General features: G+C 71.2%; 15 protein-coding genes. 11 read left to right on the top strand and 4 right to left on the bottom strand.

Annotated features, from left to right (window positions below):
• The first annotated feature begins 759 nt into the window (after positions 1-759).
• From C2142_RS01655 to C2142_RS01645, 3 genes are all read left to right on the top strand, one after another.
• Complete coding sequence (locus C2142_RS01655) at positions 760-1,932, top strand: magnesium and cobalt transport protein CorA (protein ID WP_148640718.1); 1,173 nt, start codon at positions 760-762, stop codon at positions 1,930-1,932.
• Between the two features lie 396 nt (positions 1,933-2,328).
• A complete protein-coding gene (locus C2142_RS01650) occupies positions 2,329-3,756 on the top strand; it encodes a hypothetical protein (protein ID WP_148640717.1) in 1,428 nt (475 codons plus the stop codon).
• Positions 3,757-4,060: 304 nt separating this feature from the next.
• Complete coding sequence (locus tag C2142_RS01645; RefSeq protein ID WP_148640716.1) at positions 4,061-4,273, top strand: hypothetical protein; 213 nt, start codon at positions 4,061-4,063, stop codon at positions 4,271-4,273.
• Between the two features lie 10 nt (positions 4,274-4,283).
• On the opposite strand, the gene C2142_RS01640 is transcribed toward C2142_RS01645, so the two are convergent.
• Together C2142_RS01640 and C2142_RS01635 are read right to left on the bottom strand one after the other, a co-directional pair.
• On the bottom strand, positions 4,284-4,691 hold the full coding sequence (locus C2142_RS01640) for a hypothetical protein (RefSeq protein WP_148640715.1): 408 nt from the start codon (positions 4,689-4,691) through the stop codon (positions 4,284-4,286).
• Between the two features lie 1,056 nt (positions 4,692-5,747).
• A complete protein-coding gene (locus tag C2142_RS01635) occupies positions 5,748-6,962 on the bottom strand; it encodes a transposase (RefSeq protein WP_148640714.1) in 1,215 nt (404 codons plus the stop codon).
• Positions 6,963-7,074: 112 nt separating this feature from the next.
• Between C2142_RS01635 and C2142_RS01630 the strand changes: the two genes are divergently transcribed.
• Positions 7,075-7,458: a transposase gene (locus C2142_RS01630; protein ID WP_148640713.1), complete on the top strand. Its 384-nt coding sequence runs from the start codon at positions 7,075-7,077 to the stop codon at positions 7,456-7,458.
• Positions 7,459-7,478: 20 nt separating this feature from the next.
• Positions 7,479-8,483: an IS3 family transposase gene (locus tag C2142_RS01625; protein WP_148640712.1), complete on the top strand. Its 1,005-nt coding sequence runs from the start codon at positions 7,479-7,481 to the stop codon at positions 8,481-8,483.
• 2 nt (positions 8,484-8,485) lie between these two features.
• Here the strand turns inward: C2142_RS01625 and C2142_RS01620 are convergent, their stop codons facing one another.
• On the bottom strand, positions 8,486-8,875 hold the full coding sequence (locus tag C2142_RS01620; RefSeq protein WP_148640711.1) for a transposase: 390 nt from the start codon (positions 8,873-8,875) through the stop codon (positions 8,486-8,488).
• A gap of 239 nt (positions 8,876-9,114) precedes the next feature.
• Between C2142_RS01620 and C2142_RS01615 the strand changes: the two genes are divergently transcribed.
• The 4 genes from C2142_RS01615 to lepB all read left to right on the top strand — a co-directional run bounded on the left by C2142_RS01615 (position 9,115) and on the right by lepB (position 15,412).
• Positions 9,115-12,543 carry a glycosyltransferase gene (locus C2142_RS01615; protein WP_148640710.1) on the top strand — a complete coding sequence of 1,143 codons (3,429 nt, stop codon included), beginning with the start codon at positions 9,115-9,117 and terminating at the stop codon, positions 12,541-12,543.
• 271 nt (positions 12,544-12,814) lie between these two features.
• Positions 12,815-13,444, top strand: a complete 630-nt coding sequence (locus C2142_RS01610) for a hypothetical protein (RefSeq protein ID WP_148640709.1) — start codon at positions 12,815-12,817, stop codon at positions 13,442-13,444.
• Positions 13,445-13,633: 189 nt separating this feature from the next.
• On the top strand, positions 13,634-14,329 hold the full coding sequence (locus C2142_RS01605; protein WP_148642121.1) for a helix-turn-helix transcriptional regulator: 696 nt from the start codon (positions 13,634-13,636) through the stop codon (positions 14,327-14,329).
• Positions 14,330-14,383: 54 nt separating this feature from the next.
• Entirely contained in the window at positions 14,384-15,412 is a 1,029-nt protein-coding gene (gene lepB / locus C2142_RS01600; protein ID WP_148640708.1) for a signal peptidase I, read from the top strand.
• A gap of 164 nt (positions 15,413-15,576) precedes the next feature.
• Here the strand turns inward: lepB and C2142_RS01595 are convergent, their stop codons facing one another.
• Positions 15,577-16,404, bottom strand: coding sequence for an alpha/beta hydrolase (locus tag C2142_RS01595; RefSeq protein ID WP_148640707.1), 828 nt, complete (start codon positions 16,402-16,404; stop codon positions 15,577-15,579).
• A 358-nt stretch (positions 16,405-16,762) separates the two neighbouring features.
• Between C2142_RS01595 and C2142_RS01590 the strand changes: the two genes are divergently transcribed.
• Complete coding sequence (locus C2142_RS01590) at positions 16,763-17,029, top strand: hypothetical protein (protein WP_241002314.1); 267 nt, start codon at positions 16,763-16,765, stop codon at positions 17,027-17,029.
• A gap of 169 nt (positions 17,030-17,198) precedes the next feature.
• On the top strand, positions 17,199-17,612 hold the full coding sequence (locus C2142_RS01585) for a hypothetical protein (RefSeq protein ID WP_148640706.1): 414 nt from the start codon (positions 17,199-17,201) through the stop codon (positions 17,610-17,612).
• Positions 17,613-17,833: the final 221 nt, after the last annotated feature.

Here is a 17,833-nt window from a genome sequence, read left to right as displayed (position 1 = left end):
GCTCCTGTGTTCCGTCACGTGATCAGGGCCTCGGACAGGCCCCGGAGTTGCCGCCGCGACGGCGGGCGGCGCGGACGGGAGGCGGCGGCGGACGGGCGGGAACGGCCTCCAGGGCGGCGGCGCTCCGGACCGCTCGCTGAGCTTCGCGCGCAGCGGGAGAACACGCCGAGGGAGAACGCGCAGCGGGAGAAGGAGGGGGAGGCGGCGGGAGGGAACCGCGCCGGAACGGGCGGCGGCCGGGTACCGGGCCTGGGGTAGGGTGCTGGTGCGGGCCTCGACGCCTTCCAGGACACCGCCCGACAGGGCCTGACACGGCCCGACACCGTTCGGGAGGGCGGGAGGGCGGGGCGCGAGTGACGCGCTCCGGCCGCCAACCCCTGGAACGGCTCGGCCGCGGGAGGCCCGTGCGACAGCCGGCCGTGCCATGCCCCCCGGGCTGGTCCCTCGCCGGTGGCCAGGTGACGGCGACCCGGTGTGCGGGTGCCCGACGGCGAGGAGGTGAGAACTGTGGAGTGCAGTAGTCCGGGTCGAAGTCGGCCCCGCCCCAGGACGTTCCCCTCGTCCTCCGGCACCCGGCACCCCTCCTCCCGTTCCGCTCCCGCCTTCCGCCGCCGTACCGCCCGCCGCTGACACCGGCGGGCGCCGCCGGGCGGCCGGGCGCCGTGCGCGGTGGAGGACGACCGGGCGCCTCCCTGCCTGCCCCGCCCCGGAGACCCCGGTCCCGGGAGCGGTGGACACCGAACCGTGGAGGTATCCGCCATGTCCGACTGGCGTGTGCGCGCCGTGCGCGCGAGCAAGCGTCCGTTCTCCCGTCCCACCCTGGCCATGGCCCGCGGCGGTGACGTCCAGCCGGCGCCCGAGCACTCGATGGACCCCCGGCACGAGCAGCCCATCGAGCCGGTGACGCTGGAACGTTCCGTCGTCGACGCGGCGGTCTACCACGACGGCCACCGGGTCGGGGAGCCCGCCGGACTGGCCGACATCTACCGCCAGCTGCCCGGAAAGCCCGGCACGATGGCCTGGATCGGGCTGTTCCGGCCGGCGGAGGCGCAGCTGCTGGAGGCCGCCGAGCGGTTCGGCCTGCACGAACTGGCCGTCGAGGACGCCATCGTCGCCCATCAGCGCCCCAAGCTGGAGCGTTACGGCGACACCCTCTTCGTCGTGCTGCGCGCCGCCCGGTACCTGGACGACGTGGAGGAGGTCGACTTCGGTGAGATCCACCTCTTCGTCGGCCCCGACTTCGTCCTCACCGTGCGCCACTCGCAGGCGCCCGACCTGTCCGCCGTACGCCGCCGGCTGGAGGCCGACCCGGAGTTGCTCGCGCTCGGCCCCGAGGCGGTGCTGTACGCGGTGCTGGACGCCGTGGTCGACGGCTACGCGCCGGTGATCGCGGGGCTCCAGCACGACATCGACGAGATCGAGACCGAGGTGTTCGGCGGCGACCCGCAGGTCTCCCGGCGCATCTACGAGCTCTCCCGCGAGGTCATCGAGCTCCAGCGGGCCACCCGGCCGCTGCTGGAGATCATGAAGAGCCTGGAGGCCGGCTTCGGAAAGTACGGCACCGACGACGAGCTCCAGCGCTACCTGCGCGACGTGGCCGACCACGCCACGTACGCGGCCGAGCGGGTGGACGGCTTCCGCCAGATGCTGCAGAACATCCTCACCGTCAACGCGACCCTGGTCTCGCAGCGGCAGAACGAGGAGATGAAGCAGCTGGCCGAGGCCGGGCACGTACAGAACGACGAGATCAAGAAGATCTCCTCCTGGGCGGCCATCCTCTTCGCGCCGACCCTCATCGGCACCGTGTACGGCATGAACTTCGACACCATGCCGGAGCTGAAGTGGGCCTTCGGGTACCCGTTCGCGATCGCCATGATGGCGCTGGTCTGCACGGGGCTGTACCTGGTGTTCAAGCGCCGCAACTGGCTCTGACCCGGGGTCGCCGCCGGGCGCGCGGCCCGCTGTGCCCTGCTCCCGACCCTGCTCCTGCCCCCGACCCCTCGCCGTCGGCATCCTGACGGGGATCGGCCGCCGCCGGGCTGACGCGCGTCAAGAAGGCGTCAAGACCGCTGGCCGGCCGCGTCAAGAACGCGTCAGGGGCGGCCTCACCCCCCGACGCCGGGGCATAGCGTCGGCGCTGAGGAAACGATTCCGCTTCCGCTTCGTGGGGGAGTGACGGCGGGACCGTTCTACGGGGGAGGGGGACGCGCGGCCATGGCCACGGCGGGTTCGGGTACAGCGAGTGCGGATACGGCAGCCGGTTCGGGCAAGACAGGCTCACCGGGGGAGGTGGGGCCCGGACCGGCTCCCGCACCGCGGGCCGGGGCCTTGGCGCGCGTCCTCCCGCTGCTCACCGGCCGGCCGACGCGCTGGAGCACCCCGCGCCTGGTCCGCGCCCTCACCGCGCTGTGCCTGGCCGCCTTCCTCGCCGCGGGAACGGCGGCCGCCGGTGTGCTGACCGGCGCCCGCGCCGACACCGATGCCATCGGCCACCGGGACGCCCGGCAGGCGGCCCGCGCGGCCGACCTCTACTTCGCGCTCAGTGACCTGGACGCCCAGGCCGCCAACCTCCTGCTGCTCGGCGCCGACCCGGACTTCTCGTCGCTGCGCCGCCAGACGCTCGACAGCTACGAGCAGCGTCGAGCCCAGGCCGACGCCGACCTCCAGCAGGCCGCCGAGGCGGCCGCCGGCGACCCGGCCGGACAGCGTGCCGTACAGACCGTGCTCGGCCAACTCGGAGGCTACGAGGCCCTGGTGGCCCGCGCCGAACTGCTGGAGGAACAGGCCGGAGCCCCGGCCGGCCAGCCCTCCGCGGCCGCGCTGGACGCCTACCGCCAGGCCACCGACCTGCTGCGGCAGCGCCTGCTGCCCGCCGCCGACGAGGTCGGCGCGGCGAGCGGTGCCACCGTGGACCGCGTCTACGCCGGGGGCCGCGACGGCCTCGCCACCGGGTGGTGGTGGCTGCTCGGCACCGGCCTGCTCGCGCTGGCCGCCCTCGCCGGACTCCAGCGCCTGCTCACCGTCCGTTACCGCCGCCTGGTGAATCCGCCGCTCGCCGCCGTCACCCTGCTGACCGCCGTCGCCCTGGCCGTCGGCCTCCACCTGGTGACCCGGGCCGACGACCACCTGGTGGTCGCCAAGAGCAACGCCTACGACTCGGTGATCGCGCTCAGCCGGGCCCGTGCCGTCGCGTACGACCTGAACGCGGACGAGAGCCGCTACCTCACCGACCCGGCCCGGGCCGCCGCCTACCAGCAGAGCTTCCTGGACAAGACCCAGGCCGTCGCACGGGTCGACGGCGCCACGCTCGACGACTACAACGCCCGGCTGGCCACCGCCGCCGGCCGCCACCGCGCCGACCACGCGGCCGTCCCGTTCGGCGGCTTGCTCGGCACGGAACTTCGCAACATCACCTTCCCCGGCGAGCAGGAGGCCGCCGAGCGGGTGCTCGCGGCGTTCCAGGCGTACCAGCTGGACGACCGGCGGATCCGCGAACTGCGCGACGCCGGGCGGCTGAAGGAGGCGGTCACGCTCAACACCGGCCTGGCGCCCGGGCAGTCCAACTACGACTTCGAGCGGCTGGGGCGCGCGATCGGCGACACCATCGACGTCAACACCCGGGCGATGGACGACGCCGTCGCGGCGACCGACTCGGACCTCGACACCACCACGGCCACCCTGGGCGCGCTCGCCCTGGCGATGGCGCTCGCCCTGACGGCGCTCGGCGTCCGCCCGCGGCTGCGGGAGTACCGGTAGGGCGGCCGGCCGGGCTTCCGTCGCGACCTCCCGTGCCCCGGGCTCACCACCGGCAGCTACGCCCTCGTGCACGCCCTCATCGCCGAGGTCGAGGGTGGCCGCCTGCGGGCCGGGGACGCGGCCGCCACCCTGACTGACATCGACGGTCCCGGGCCTGCTCGCCCTTTACCCGCCCGAGCAGCGGTAGCGGGTACGGCTGCCGGCCCGTCCCTGGTCACAACTCGGCTTCGTTGTCCGCCCGTTGGCTGGCGCCTGCGCCCCCGGGCCGGGATGCTCGGTGGACCGGGGTGGCGAGGGGGCGGCCGTGGGGGAGCACGAGGGGCGGGCCCGGGACGGCGCCGGGCGGTGGCGGCTGCTGCTGGGGATGGTCACCGCGGCCGCGGCGATCGGCGGGCTGCTCGGCGGGGCGGTCAGTCTCTTCGTCTACCTGTTCACGGACTGGTTCGACCCGATCGCCGAGTTTGCCCACGACCACTGCATCCTCTTCTGGGGCGGTGGCTGCCGGCGGCAGCCCTGAGGCGGCCGGGCTACCCGGCCGCCTCGCCGGCCAGGCGGGCGTACTCGGCCTCGGGATCGCGTTGCGTCCGGTAGATGAAGTGCAACCGGACGGTGCCGTCCGGGCCGGCGAGGGCGGCAAGTGGGGCCGTACCGGCCGGGAGCAGCCGAGCCGCCGCCCACTGTTGCGCGAGGACGGCCAGCACAGTGGCGTCACCGGCCGTGGCATCACCGGCCCAGGCGTCACCGGCCCAGGCGTCACCGGCCGTTGCGATCCAGGTGGCCCGCCCGCCGGCGATGGTGGCGAGGTAGCCGGAGGTCAGGATCCCGTCGAGGACGTCCCGGACGGAGGTGCCGTCCGGGACGTCCTGCGTCCCGGCGTGCGGCGCGTACGTGTCGTCGCCCATCGCGACGCTGTCCCTGGTCAGTCGGACTCTCATGCGGGCATCCTAGGTGGATGGCCGGCGGGGTCGTCCCGACTGAAACGCCGTCAGCGGCACACGCGAAGGATGCCGAACCCTCAGTCGATTCGGGGTTGAAATCGCCGGTGAGGGGGTACGCCCTTCCCTCCCGGGCGGTTGATTGGAGGTGGGCGAATCATCTTCTATTCGACCCGATGCCTTCAGGGAGATTGCCGGGCGAGGTGAATCCACGCACCGGGTCCGGTCCCGATGACCATGTGCGGTGGCCGGGATGACGAATCGCGGTCACCTCGGCCTCTGGGGTTGCCGCCGGTCCAGCCCCCCGCGCGAGGCGGTAGCCGATGCTGGAGGCCATGTCAGGGCTCGGCGATTCCCGCCGCCCGGAGCAACCCGGTGGTTCTGGCCCAGAGACAGGTCGCGCAGTTCTGGTGCACCTTCGGCGGTACGTACCAAGGGGACCCAGTGCATCGAGGCGAAGCTCGACAACAGTGCCGCCGCTGATCCGTGCGACCTCGCCGTCCAGTGGCACGGCATCGAGAACCACATGGTGTTCAACGGCGCGCAGGACACGTGGGGACCTGGAACCCGTCGACCATCGGAGTCTGGTTCAACCTGGATGGGCGGCGTGACATGACAGGCCGGAATGGCGCTCCGGTCGGACTGTGCCTCCTCGTGGACGAGCAGGGGAACATCATCGCGGCGGCCGCCGGCCCCGAGCCTGGGGAGGTGAGCGCGGACGCCCCACGGCCGGCAGAGTCCGCGTGTCGGACGGCAGGGTGATCCACGGGGTCCCCCTGACCGAAGGGCCGCTGCAGGACGAAGTGGTCCGGTCCCTTGGCCGCTCCTACGTGGCTGTCGATGAAGGCCGGCCGAAGCTGGTCAAGCGGTCATCGGGTGAGCCACGGGCCTGACCCCTGGCTGTACCCGCCACGAATCCTTCGGAGGTCCAACAGTCGCTCAGCGCAGGGGACATCGGGCCTCGTCGGCTCCCGATCCACCACGATGACCCGGGTCCGCAACTTCCGACGCAGGAAGTCGGTCCCACGACTCTGCTGGCGAAGTATTTGATCTAGGTCAGGCCGCCGTTGCGATGCCGTATTGGGTGCATAGCGTGTGGATGCGGGTGGGGCGGCGTTCTGGCTCGGTGGTGGTGTCGTAGTGGGCGCCGAGTCGGCGGATGTTGATCGCGATGCCGATGAGGATGTTTTGCAGGTGTGTCTTGTCGAGGCCTCGGTAGCGGGATCGCCGGAGGCCGGGGCCTCGGACTGCTTGTGAGACGGGGCCTTCGATCCCGGCGCGGGCCCGGTGGGTCTCGCGCCATTCGGGGCTGTCCTGTTCGGTCTGCATCCGCATCCGGGCCGTGTGGATCGGTTCGGGATGGATCTCCAGGCTCCGGCCGAGGTGGGGTGCGGAGGAGGTGCACTGACCGCGGATGGGGCAGGGCCTGCAGTCCGCGCGGGAGAAAGCAACGCGGATCAGGCCGTTCTTCTTCGGCCGCATGGAGATGCTGGTGGCCCCGGCGGGACAGCGGGTGACGCCTGTCTGCCAGTCGACGTGGAAGTCCTTGGGGGTGAACGTGCCGTGGTGGGCGCCTCGGCCGGTCTGAACGGTGACGGGCGCGATGAGGGTGATGCCGCGTTCCAGGGACGCGCCGATGTTCGCCCCGCTGGGGTAGCCGGAGTCGGTCAGGTGCTCACCGGGCTTCAGGTCCCGGTCGATGAGTTTGTCCTGGATGGGGGTGGTGGCGCTGACGTCGGGCTCGGTGGCGCAGGTGGTGTGGACGTCGGTGACCAGGTGGGGTAAGTCCTCGTCGCAGGACTCGGTCAGGTGGCCCTTGGAGCCGGTCCACTCCACGCTGTCCGCGCCGGGCGTGCCCTTGGTGCTGTAGCGGGCGTCGATGTCGTGGGGTGAGCGGATGCGCTGGGCCGAAGGCGGCAGTTCCCTGGTGTCCCGGTAGCGCAGTCGGCCGGTGCCGGTGGCCTCGAAGTGCTGGCCCCACAGCTCGCGCATGGTTTTGACCTGCGGGAGGTTGTGCATCCACCCCGCGGTGGCATCCGCGTCGATGGCGGCGATCAGGCTCTGGCCGTCGGCGCCGATCTGCTCGGCGAGCCTGGTGGCCGAGGCGTTCTTGCGGCGCAGGAGCCTGCTGGTCTCGACCTTGCGGCCGTAGCGCTCGTCCCAGCCGGGCCCGAGCAGTGGCACGATCAGGCCGGGGCTGGTACGGGCGATCTCCTCCAAGGCCGCGCGCAGGGCCTCGCCCAGGCATTCGATGCGGTTCAGCCTGCGCACGCACGCCAGGACGTGAGTCGAGTCGGTGCGCTGCCCTCTCTGTCAGCCTTGGGTGAGACGTCCCGCTTTGTCGGGTTAGCCTGAGAGGGCCCGAGTAGGAGTTCCACCCCTGATGACCAGCACCAATCCGTCCGCAGCAGACCCGGCTCCCAAGCCGAAGCGCCGCACGTTCAGTCCCGAGTACAAGCTGCGGATCGTCGCCGAGTACGACGCCGCGCCCAAGAACGAGAAGGGTGCGGTCCTGCGCCGTGAGCGCCTGTACCACTCCCACGTCACCGAATGGCGGGCCGCGCGTGATGCCGGGGCCCTGGAGAACCTGGTCGACCAGCGCACGAGCCCGGCCCGCCCGAAGAGGTCCGCCGCCGAGGTCGAGAACGAGAAGCTGCGCCGGCAGGTGGAACGGCTGGAGAAGGAGCTCGCCCGGAACAAGGCCGCGCTGGAGGTCCTGGGAAAAGCGTCGGCGCTCTTGGAAATGATCTCCGAGAGCGCGGACTGACCCACGCCGCCGATCCCGTCGTGGACGAGGCGTTCACCGGCGTCGAACACGAGCTGGGCATCACCGCCGCGTGCCGGCTGACCGGCCGCTCCCGGGCCACCCACTACCGCAGGCTGAAGCCGCCGCCCGTGCGCGGGCCCAGGTCCCCGCAGGTCCAGCCGTCGGCCCTGACCTCCGAAGAGCGTGACGCGGTACTGGAGTTGATGAACAGCCCCGAGTACGCCGAGCTGGCGCCCGCGCAGATCTGGGCCCGTGAGCTGGATACCGGGCGCTACCACTGCTCGGTCTCCACGATGTACCGGATCCTGCGTGAGCGGGGCCAGTCGGGTGAGCGCCGCCGCCAGGCCACCCACCCGGCCACGACGGTGCCCGAACTGGTCGCCGACGGCCCCTCGCAGGTGTTCACCTGGGACATCACCAAAGCGGCCGGCCCCAGGAAGGGCATCTGGTACCACGCCTACGTCATCATCGACATCTTCAGCCGCTACATCGTCGGTCACACCGTCGAACTGGCCGAATCAGCGGAACGGGCTGAGGAGTTGATCCGCGAGGCCATCACGCGCAACGGCATCGTCCCCGAGACCGTGCACGCCGACCGCGGCACCTCCATGACCAGCAAGAAGGTCTCCCAGCTGCTGATCGACCTCGGCGTCACCAGGAGCCACTCGCGTCCGAAGGTTTCCAACGACAACCCCTACAGCGAGGCCCAGTTCAAGACCACCAAGTACATGGCCGACTATCCCGAGCGGTTCGACTCCCTGGCCCACGCCCGCGAATGGTTCGACGCCTTCATCTCGTACTACAACCACGAGCACAGGCACTCGGGCATCGGACTCCACGCGCCCGCCAGCGTCCACTTCGGCACCGCGGAGGAGATCCGCGACCAGCGGGCCGTCACCCTCGCCGAGGCATACGCACGGCACCCCGAACGCTTCGGCCGCCGCCCCAGACCACCCGAGATCCCGAAGGCGGCGTGGATCAACGACCCCGCCAAACGCAGGGAACCCGCACCACAAACCTCATAGCGTCACGACCGTCTCACTGGACTTGAAATCTTCCGCTGCCGCCCGCCCGAGCGCACCAGGCCGGCGGCCTTCAGACGTTCCAGCATCAGCGACAGCAGGGCATCTGCCCGATCGCCGGACGCCAGACGGGCGCGGAACTCGCACAACGCGCTGGCGTCGAAACCGGTGTACTCCAGCTCCAGCCCCAGCGCGTACTTCCAGGAGATCCGATCGGCCACCGCGACCGCGGCGTCCCGGTCGGAGAGGTTGTGCAGGAACTGCAGGACCGTGACCATCGCCAGCAGCGCCGGCGAGATACCGGGCCGCCCCAGGTCCGCGTACATCTCCTCGAACTCACCCACGGTGAAGTCCTCGTCGCTGAACAACGGTCCCAGCGCGTCCCGTACCCGCATCTCATCGGTCCCGCCCGGATGAACCCTACGAGCCAACGCCGCAGTCTCCGCCGGAATCCCGTACGCCCCTACAGGCCTAAGTACAACCACCCCTACAGACAGCCAACTCACCTCAACCGGCAGGCACTTACTGTCCCACACCCACCCGAGCGACTTCGCCAGCAGAGTCGATCCGCCGACTTCCTGCGCGGAGTTCGATCGGCACCCCGATACGCTTCCCCTGACGTGAGGGGAGCCGCGTGGGCGTGCAGCAGTTGCAGAATCCGTATGACTATCGGAGCCCGGTACGAAGTGAGGAGCTGTTCGCCGGGCGGGCCGCGGAACTCGGACGCATTGACTATGAGCTTGGACAGGCAAGGGTGGACCGGCCGATCGGCTACGTCGCTGTCTACGGGATGCGGGGCGCCGGCAAGACCAGCCTGCTGAACATCACCGAGCTGCTTGCCCGTGAGAGAGGGGTTCTCCCCGTCAGGGTGGAGCTCCTCCCGGGTGATGCCACTTTGGCCTCCTTCTACCGCAAGGTTTACGAGGAGCTCGTCACGGCCCTCGCATTGGAGGGTGTGTTCGACAGGGACGGGCTCGTCACGCCAGTTGCCGTCCGGCGTGTCTTCGCCGGCGCCACCCCGCCCGATGACTTCCCACTGGAGTTTCCCGAGGCGCTCGCCCTCGCCGGGACAGGTGGCGCGCCGTCGGAGGCCGCACTCCGCGCCGATCTCGGGTACTTCGTCCGTACCCTGGGCAGGCCGATCGCTCTTCTCATTGACGAGGCTCAACTCATCGCCGAGAACGGGGACGTCCTCTCCTCTCTGCGATCGCTCGGTACTCGGATTGCGGGCTATGTCGTGCTACTCGCCGGAACGTCGGGCCTGGTCGACCAGATCAATGAAGTGTTTTCGCCACTCAGTCGCCAGTTTGCCCACATTGAGGTTAAGCGCTTCCTTGAATTCGAGGAAATTCGGGACTGTATTCTTCGACCCTTGCGCAGCGTTGGTTTGGATGCGCGGTGCTTTGAGCACTTCCAGGCAACAGTCTCAGAACTGCGGCGGCTGACTGACGGGAACCCCTACGGCATTCAGCTCTACTGTCATGAGATGTTCGCGCGTTGGCAGACAGGCTCCGCCACCACGATGGAACTCACCACCGAGATGCTTGAAGACGTGCGGTCCCGGATGGAACAGGGCAAGAATGTCCTTGACCGTCCCCTCGTCCGGCTCGTTCGGGGCATGAGCCTTGAGCGGCTTGAAGTCTTCAACGTGCTCTGCTCGGCGCTTGGCCAGGCAACCGCGGACGAAGTCTGGTTTGCGCGGGAGCTGCTTGGGCGGCCCACGATCACCAGAGAGGCATTTGACGCCCACCATCGGGAGTTGGTCGACACAGGGGTGCTCCGGGACGCTGAAAGGGTCGCGCTGTCCGAAGACGCAGAGCTCTTCGATCTGATCTACGTACGCCTGTGGACGCTCAATCGGCTCGGCCAGCACGAGCTCCCACAGATCATGAGTGCCGACGGCTACCCTACGCTGCTCACGTGGCGCTTGGAATGCCTTCTCGCTCAGTTCGCGGCGGAGCCGGCTCACAGGCTTCCCACATGCTGTCCGGGGATGCCACAGGCGACTGTCGACCGCGCAAAGAGGGCTCTTGAGGTACTGAGCGCCGATGGGCCGGAGCCGGTGCCACACGGGGTGCAGTTCCTTCACAGGGCGATTCTCGCAAGCGGGCGGCCTTCCACATTGGATATCACGACTGTCACATGCTCCTACCGGGGCACGGCCGTCGTGCGCTGGCTCTGTTCGGCCGGCGACAGCGCTTTCGACCTGGAAGGGGCCACCGGCTTCCAGGCCGCCGTAGAGCGGGTGGCGGGGCTGGGCGGAGAGCTCAGTGCCGAACTGACGCGGTGGCCGTTGCGCTCCTGGTCGGACATTGCTGAGTGGTTGCGACTGTCCGTTGGGCATACTCGTGCGGATCTCGCCGACAACTATTTTCACGCGTTCTACTTGCACTATGGGCAGGGTGACCGTAGTAGTGCATGGGAACTCCTGGTGGCCGCCTACGAGCTGAAGCCGACCAGTAAGATCGCAAACAACCTTTGTTACTTGTCGCTGCTGGAGGGCGAGGCCGCAGTCGCAGCGGAGTGGGCGCAGAAAGCTGTAGACGGAGCCGAGGAGCGCATGACGCGAGCCCTTGCGCGTTACAACGGGGCGATGGCCTATCTCGTGCAGGGTGATCTGGAGTCCGCGCAGGTGTGGCTGCTGGCGGGAGCCGCCGACATCGGGCCGACTATCGGCGGGTTCGAAACGCTCTACCTACTGGTTCCGACGGCGGATGGCGCGGGTGTCACGCTCCGCGAGCAGGTCGGCCTGAATCTTGCTGACGCCTTCGATGCTCCGCTCGCGCTGACCGGGTACCGCCGGGGTAGTGAGGTACTGGTTGTGGAGGAACCTCCTGCCGAGCCCCAGGCTGAGCACCATGTCCCGACCGTGTTGGCGGTGGCCACCGAGTGGTCCTCGGCACACGGTGGCCTGAGCACGTTCAATCGGCGAATGTGCCGGGCCCTGGCCGCCGCCGGCGCGAAGGTCTACTGCACGGTACTTCATGCCGACCAAGGCGAGATGGCGCGCGCCAAGGCTGCCGGGGTTGAGCTGCTGCCGGCCGAGAACGTGCCCGGGCGCTCAGAAGAGGCCCGGCTCAGCCGGCGGCCGGAACTGCCCGAGGGCGTCACCCCGGACCTGGTCATCGGGCATGGGCGGATCACTGGTGATGCCGCCGAGGCGATCGTCGCCGGCTTCTACAAGAGGGCCCGGCGGCTTCACTTTATCCACATGGCCCCCGACGAGATCGAGTGGCACAAGCCGGACCGGACAAGTGACCGTGCGTTGGTGGCGGAGGAGCGGACCGATGTCGAGCGTCGGCTCGGCGTCTCGGCGCATCGGGTTGTCACCGTAGGGAAGCGCCTCCACTATCGATTCGTGAACGAGCTGGGCGCTGGCGTGCCGGAGCCGCTGCTGATTGTTCCAGGCTTCGATGTTGATGACGATTCGCCTCGTACTCCGCCAGGCGGGTTGGTGAGGGTCCTGATGGTCGGAAGGACCGAGGACTGGGACCTGAAAGGCCTGGACTTGGCGGCCCGGGCCTGTGGACAGGTGACCAAATGGCGGGAGAAAGCCGGACGCGACCGGATCAGCCTGCTGGTCAGGGGCGCTCCGGCGGAGCGGGCGGACGAGCAACGTGATCAGATCCGCGCCTGGGCGGGCGATCCCCGCCTCGAAGTCGTGGTCCGGCCGTACTCGCCGGACCAGGAACGCCTCGCCGGTGACATGGGCCGGGCGAGCCTGGTGATCATGCCGTCACGCAAGGAGGGCTTCGGCCTGGTTGGGGTGGAGGCGATTACCAGTGGCGTCCCGGTCCTGATCAGCAGGGAGAGCGGGCTGGCGGATCTGCTCCATGACCGGCTCGGCCGTGAAATGGCGGGCCGCCTCCTCGTCCCGATGTCTGGTGACGATGACGAGGACGCCGACACCTGGGCACGCGAAATCGACAAGGTGCTGGCGGATCTGCCCAGTGCCTTCCGTCTGGCGGCGGAGGTTCGCACGACCCTGAGCGCACAGGTGCCCTGGTCGTTGGCCGCTGGGGCGCTCCTCGCCGAGGCGGAGACTGTCCAGACTGCTGAGTGAATTGGGTATGCGTCCATGCGGATGCCGAGTGATGTGTGCCCGGCAGGATGGCGCACTTCTGGCTCCCCGCAGCCCGGCCGGAGGCGCGGGGAGCGCTGCCGATCGGGGCATGGTGCGTGCACGGTGGGCGTGTTGGCTTCCGGGCCATGGGATCACGTGGGGTTCGCGGGGCGGCGGCGCAACGGGCGATCGAGGGGTTGCGGGAGCTGGCGGGGCCGGCCTCGGGTCGGCGGAGGTATTCCGGACGGCGGACCAACTCCTGCGCGGGGCCATGGAGTTCGACGCCGTCTGCTGGCACACCGCCGATCCGGCGACGGGACTGGTCAATTCGGTGCCCAGCGACGACCTCGGCCTCGACCGCTTCGAGGAGGCCGTCCGGCTGGAGGTCTGGGCCGACGACCTCGCCACCTTCCCGAAGATCCGCCACAGCGGCGCCCGGGCCGAGACGCTCAGCCGGGTGACCCGGGGCAGGCCCGAGCACAGCGTCCGCTACCGCGAGCAGATCGCCCCGGCGGGATTCGGCGACGAGCTGCGCGCGGTCTTCGACGCTCACGGCGGGATGTGGGGCTGCGCCGCGTTCATGCGCGCGTCGGACCGCGGGCCCTTCCCCGGCCGGCAGCTCGAACTCGCCGAGACCGCGGCCCGGCACCTCGGCAACGCGCTGCGCTCCTGCCACCGGCCGGGTGCAGTCGCGGGACGGCCGCTGGTACGTGCTGCACGCCTCGTTGCTGCACGGCGTGGCGGCGGGGGAGGTGACGGTGGTGGCGGCTCCGGCCACACCGGCCGACGCGATTCCGCTCTACCTCTCCGCGTACGGGCCGACGCGCGCGGGAGCAGGAGGTGGCGCTGCTGCTGGTCCGCGGTTGCGACACGCGGGACGTCTCCCGGCAGCCGGCGATGAGGCCGTACACCGTGCAGGACCATCTGAAGTCGGTGTTCGCCAAGGCGGGCGTGGTCGGCCGCCGCGAGCCGATCGCCCGGATCATGCTGGGCGGCGAGCACTGAGGAGGGCCCTGCCCGGGAGCGGGCGGCCCCCGCCCGGGTGCTGCCCGTTTGACAAACCGGCTTGCCGGAGCGGCAGATGGAAGGCATGGCCCACCCCCACCACAGCGGCGACCGTGCCGCCGCCGCCGCCGCCGCAGCAGCCGACGCCGCCGCCAACGCCAACGTCAACGTAAGCGCCGACGCCTCCGCCACCGAGGAGCTCTCCACCGTCCTGGACGCGGTGGGCCCCCGGCTGCGGGCGCTGCGGCGCGAACGGGGCACCACACTGGCCGTGCTGAGCGAGGCCACCGGCATCTCCCTCAGCACCCTCTCCCGGCTGGAGTCCGGCCAGCGCAAGCCCACCCTGGAACTGCTGCTGCCACTGGCCCGGGAGTACCGCGTTCCGCTGGACGAGCTGGTCGGCGCCCCGGCCACCGGTGACCCGCGGGTGCACGCCCGCCCGTTCACCCGCGGCGGCCAGACCTTCGTCCCGCTGACCCGCCACCTCGGCGGGCTGCACGCTTACAAGCAGATCATGCCCCCGGGCTTCCGGGCCGGCCCCGAGCTGGAACGCAAGGTGCACGAGGGCCACGAGTGGGTCTACGTGCTGGCGGGCCGGCTGCGCCTGCTGCTCGGCTCGCAGGACCTGGTCCTCACGGCCGGCGAGGCGGCCGAGTTCGACACCCGGATCCCGCACGCCTTCGGCAACGCCGGGCCGAACGCGGTCGAGTTCCTCAGCCTGTTCGGGGCCCAGGGCGAGCGCATGCACGTCCGGGCGCGGCCGGGAACCTCCGATCGTTAGCTGACAGCGGGGTTCCGTACGGGCCCCGACAGGCCGTTGGGAGGGGCCCAGGGGATGAGTGGCGAGAACACTGCGGAGACCGGCGGAGCGGGCGCGGCGGCGACCGCGGACGGGGCGGCTCCCGCGGGCGGGGCGGTTTCGCAGGGCGGCGGGGCTGGGCCGGAGGCCGGTGCGGAACCGGGGGACGGTGCCGAGCCGGGGGCCGGCACGGAGTCGGGGGAGGGGAAGCAACGCAGGAAGCGACCCTTCTGGCAGGAGCTGCCGATCCTGGTGCTGGTCGCCCTGGTGCTCTCACTGGGTATCAAGACCTTCTTCGTGCAGGCCTTCTCGATCCCCTCGGGCTCGATGCAGCACACCCTGGAGAAGAACGACCGGGTGCTGGTCGACAAACTGACCCCGTGGTTCGGCGCCAGGCCCGAGCGCGGCGAGGTGGTGGTCTTCCGTGACCCGGGCGGCTGGCTGGAGACGGCGCCGGAGGAGTCCGGCAACTCCGTCGTACGGGGTGTCAGGAAGGCGCTCGGCCTGGTCGGCCTGATGCCCTCGCAGGACGAGAAGGACCTGATCAAGCGGGTGATCGCGGTCGGTGGGGACACCGTCGAGTGCAACGCCGGCAGCCCGGTGAAGGTGAACGGCGTGGCGCTGGACGAGCCGTACGTCTACCCGGGGGCGACCCCGTGCGGCGATTCGCCGGTGGGAACGGTGAAGGTCCCCAAGGACCGGATCTGGGTGATGGGCGACCACCGCAACAACTCCCGCGACTCCCGCTACCACGTGAACGAGCCCGGCGGCGGCTTCGTCCCGGTGGACAACGTGATCGGTCGTGCCTTCGTCGTCGCCTGGCCGGTGAGCCGCTGGGACACCCTGCCGGTCCCCGGCACCTTCGACCGGAAGGCCCTCGACGACCAGGGGGCGTTCGACAGCCGCCAGGCGCAGGCCGGCCCGGCCGGGGCGGGCGGGGCCGACCCGCTGGAGGAGTTGCCGGCCCCGGAGGCGGCCGCGCTCGCCGCCGTCGTCCCGCCGGTCCTCTGGCAGCGCCGCCGCGGCGCCCGGCGGGACGACGGGACGACGGCCGCGCGGGGGTAGGCCGTCCGGGCGGCGGATGCCCCCGGAGCCGGGCGGTGCGCCGTTCTGAGTCCCCGCCGGCCGGGGGCCGGCGGGGCGGGTTCCCCCGCAGGAGGGGCGGGGCGGGAGCACACGGGGGACAGGGGGCGGGGTGGACGGTCCGGGGTGGGCGGTCCGGGGCCGGCTCAGGCCTTGAGGAAGTCCAGCAGGTCCGCCTCGAACGCGGCCCGGAACTCGCCGTACAGCCCGTGCGGCGCACCGGGATAGACCTTGAGCACGTTGTCCGGGACCAGCCGGGCCGTCTTCAGGGCGGCGGCCGCGATCGGCACGATCTGGTCGTCGTCGCCGTGGGCGATCAGCACGGGGACGTCGATCCGCTTGAGGTCCTCGGTGAAGTCGGTCTCGGAGAACTGCCGGACGCACTCGTACGCGCCGCGCGCGCCGACCTGCATGCTCCAGAGCCAGAACGCCCGGCGGAGGCCCTCGGCGCCGGAGAGGTCGGCGCCGGGGCGGTTGAAGCCGTAGAAGCTCTCGCTGAGATCCCAGTAGAACTGCGAGCGGTTGCCGTCCACTCCGGCGCGGATGCCGTCGAACACCTCCAGCGGGGTGCCTTCCGGGTTGCCCGGGCCCTGGAGCATCACGGGCGGGACGGCGCCCAGCAGTACCGCCTTGGCCACCCGGGCGGTGCCGTGCCGGCCGAGGTAGCGGACGACCTCGCCGCCGCCGGTGGAGTGGCCGACCAGGACGGCGTCACGCAGGTCGAGCTGCTCGATCAGCTGGGCCAGGTCGTTGGCGTAGGTGGCCATGTCGTTGCCGCGCCAGGGCTGGTCGGAACGGCCGTGTCCGCGCCGGTCGTGCGCGACGGCGCGGTAGCCGTTCTCGGCGACCAGCCGCATCTGCTCGTCCCAGGCGTCGGCGTTGAGCGGCCAGCCGTGGCTGAAGACGACCGGGCGGCCGCTGCCCCAGTCCTTGTAGAAGATCCGGGTGCCGTCGTTGGTCTTGATGGTGGGCACGGTACTCCCTGTCCGCGAGAGGGGCTGGTGAGGGCGGCGCCGGTGCGACCGCCTGTTCGGTACGGCACCGACGTTAGGTCCGGCGCGGGCCGGGTGCACCGGGAACGGGGAGTCGGCCCCGTGTCGGCCGGAGGCCGGAGGCCGGGGTTCAGCGGCTGGCTTCCGCCAACCGGGAACGGTCGGGGCCGGACGGGTGCGGCGGGCCGGACGGGGGGGGCGGGGGCGGGGTCGGTCGTGCCGGGTTCCGGTCCGCTGGGCTCTACACGACTGTAGAGTCGGGCGGGTGAGCTGTACGTCCGGTCGCGCGGCTGTCCCGTTGCGGGAGCCGGCGGCCTGGTCCGGAACGGGAGGCGGAACCGTGGTGGAGAGTCTGCGCAGTCCGGTGCGGGGCGGCGAGCGCGGTGAAGGCCCGGCGGTCGCGGAGGCGGACGTCGAGTGGGTCAGTCAGCCGGTCGAGGTGCACTACGGCGACGGCAGATGGGCGCTCGGCCGGGTCAGCGGCTGGTGGCAGGACGCGGCCGGGGCGCGCTGGTGCCGCTTGCGGGTGGCGCGGAGCGGATCCCCGGCCCGCTGGGAGCCGTTCGACCCGGCCCGGGTGGTGCTGCTGCCGGCCGGCGGGCTCTGAGCCCGGGGGTGCGAACGGGCCGCCGGCCTGCACCGGCTAAAGTTCTACGCGTCTGTAGAACTTCGGTGGGGGAGGCCGCTTGCCGTTGACGGACCGCCATCCCTCGGCCGGGCGCCGGGAGGCGGCGGTCCGGTCGCGCACGCCGCCCGCACCCGGAACGAGGAGCACGATGTCGCACCGGATCGCACGTTTCCTGGCGGCTGCCCTGGTGGCCCTGATCGCCCTGCCCGCCATGGTGGGCCTGGGCGCCACGGCGGCGGTGGCCGCGCCTCGGCCGGCCGTGGTGGCGGCCGCCGGAGTATCGGTCGGCACCGCGCCGGTCGCCGGGGCATCGGTCGCCGGAGCGTCTGTCACCACCGTTCAGGCCACCACCGTCCAGGCCACCGCTGCACAGGCCCCGGTGGTTGACCTGGCGGCGGAGGGCGTGGTCCGGAAGCAGGCCGCCGAGAAGAAGAAGAAAGGATTCTTCGCCAAGCTGGGCAAGTTCCTGCTGGTCGTGGTGATCCTGATCATCCTCTTCGTCGTCCTGCTGATCGTCGGGATCGTCTACGCCGCCAAGCGCATCTTCGCCCGACGCCGCTGAGCGCTCGTCACCACCGGCTCCGGCGCCCGGCGTCCAGGGTCCGGCGCGCGGTGTCCAGCGCCCGGTGACGGTCGGCCGCCTTCGTGCGCACCGGCGCCGCCGGCGAGAGCCCGGGGGCAGCCGGGCCGACCACTGAGCCCCCTGGCCCGCCGGGCCCGCCGACGTGCGGCCCCGGACGTGCGGCCCCTCCGACGTGCGGCCCTCCGGCGGGCGCCGGGACG

Origin of the sequence: Streptomyces sp. CB01881 (assembly GCF_002953255.1) — a bacterium.
GTDB lineage: Bacteria > Actinomycetota > Actinomycetes > Streptomycetales > Streptomycetaceae > Kitasatospora.
This window is presented reverse-complemented; position numbering and strand designations above follow the sequence as displayed.

What these genes read in the sequence shown, in the direction of transcription:
- C2142_RS01655 (WP_148640718.1), top strand. Translation starts at nt 760, where the DNA reads ATGTCCGACTGGCGTGTGCGCGCCGTGCGCGCGAGCAAGCGTCCGTTC.
- C2142_RS01640 (WP_148640715.1), bottom strand. Translation starts at nt 4,691, where the DNA reads ATGAGAGTCCGACTGACCAGGGACAGCGTCGCGATGGGCGACGACACG.
- C2142_RS01630 (WP_148640713.1), top strand. Translation starts at nt 7,075, where the DNA reads ATGACCAGCACCAATCCGTCCGCAGCAGACCCGGCTCCCAAGCCGAAG.
- C2142_RS01620 (WP_148640711.1), bottom strand. Translation starts at nt 8,875, where the DNA reads ATGCGGGTACGGGACGCGCTGGGACCGTTGTTCAGCGACGAGGACTTC.
- C2142_RS01610 (WP_148640709.1), top strand. Translation starts at nt 12,815, where the DNA reads ATGGAGTTCGACGCCGTCTGCTGGCACACCGCCGATCCGGCGACGGGA.
- C2142_RS01605 (WP_148642121.1), top strand. Translation starts at nt 13,634, where the DNA reads ATGGCCCACCCCCACCACAGCGGCGACCGTGCCGCCGCCGCCGCCGCC.
- lepB (WP_148640708.1), top strand. Translation starts at nt 14,384, where the DNA reads ATGAGTGGCGAGAACACTGCGGAGACCGGCGGAGCGGGCGCGGCGGCG.
- C2142_RS01585 (WP_148640706.1), top strand. Translation starts at nt 17,199, where the DNA reads ATGTCGCACCGGATCGCACGTTTCCTGGCGGCTGCCCTGGTGGCCCTG.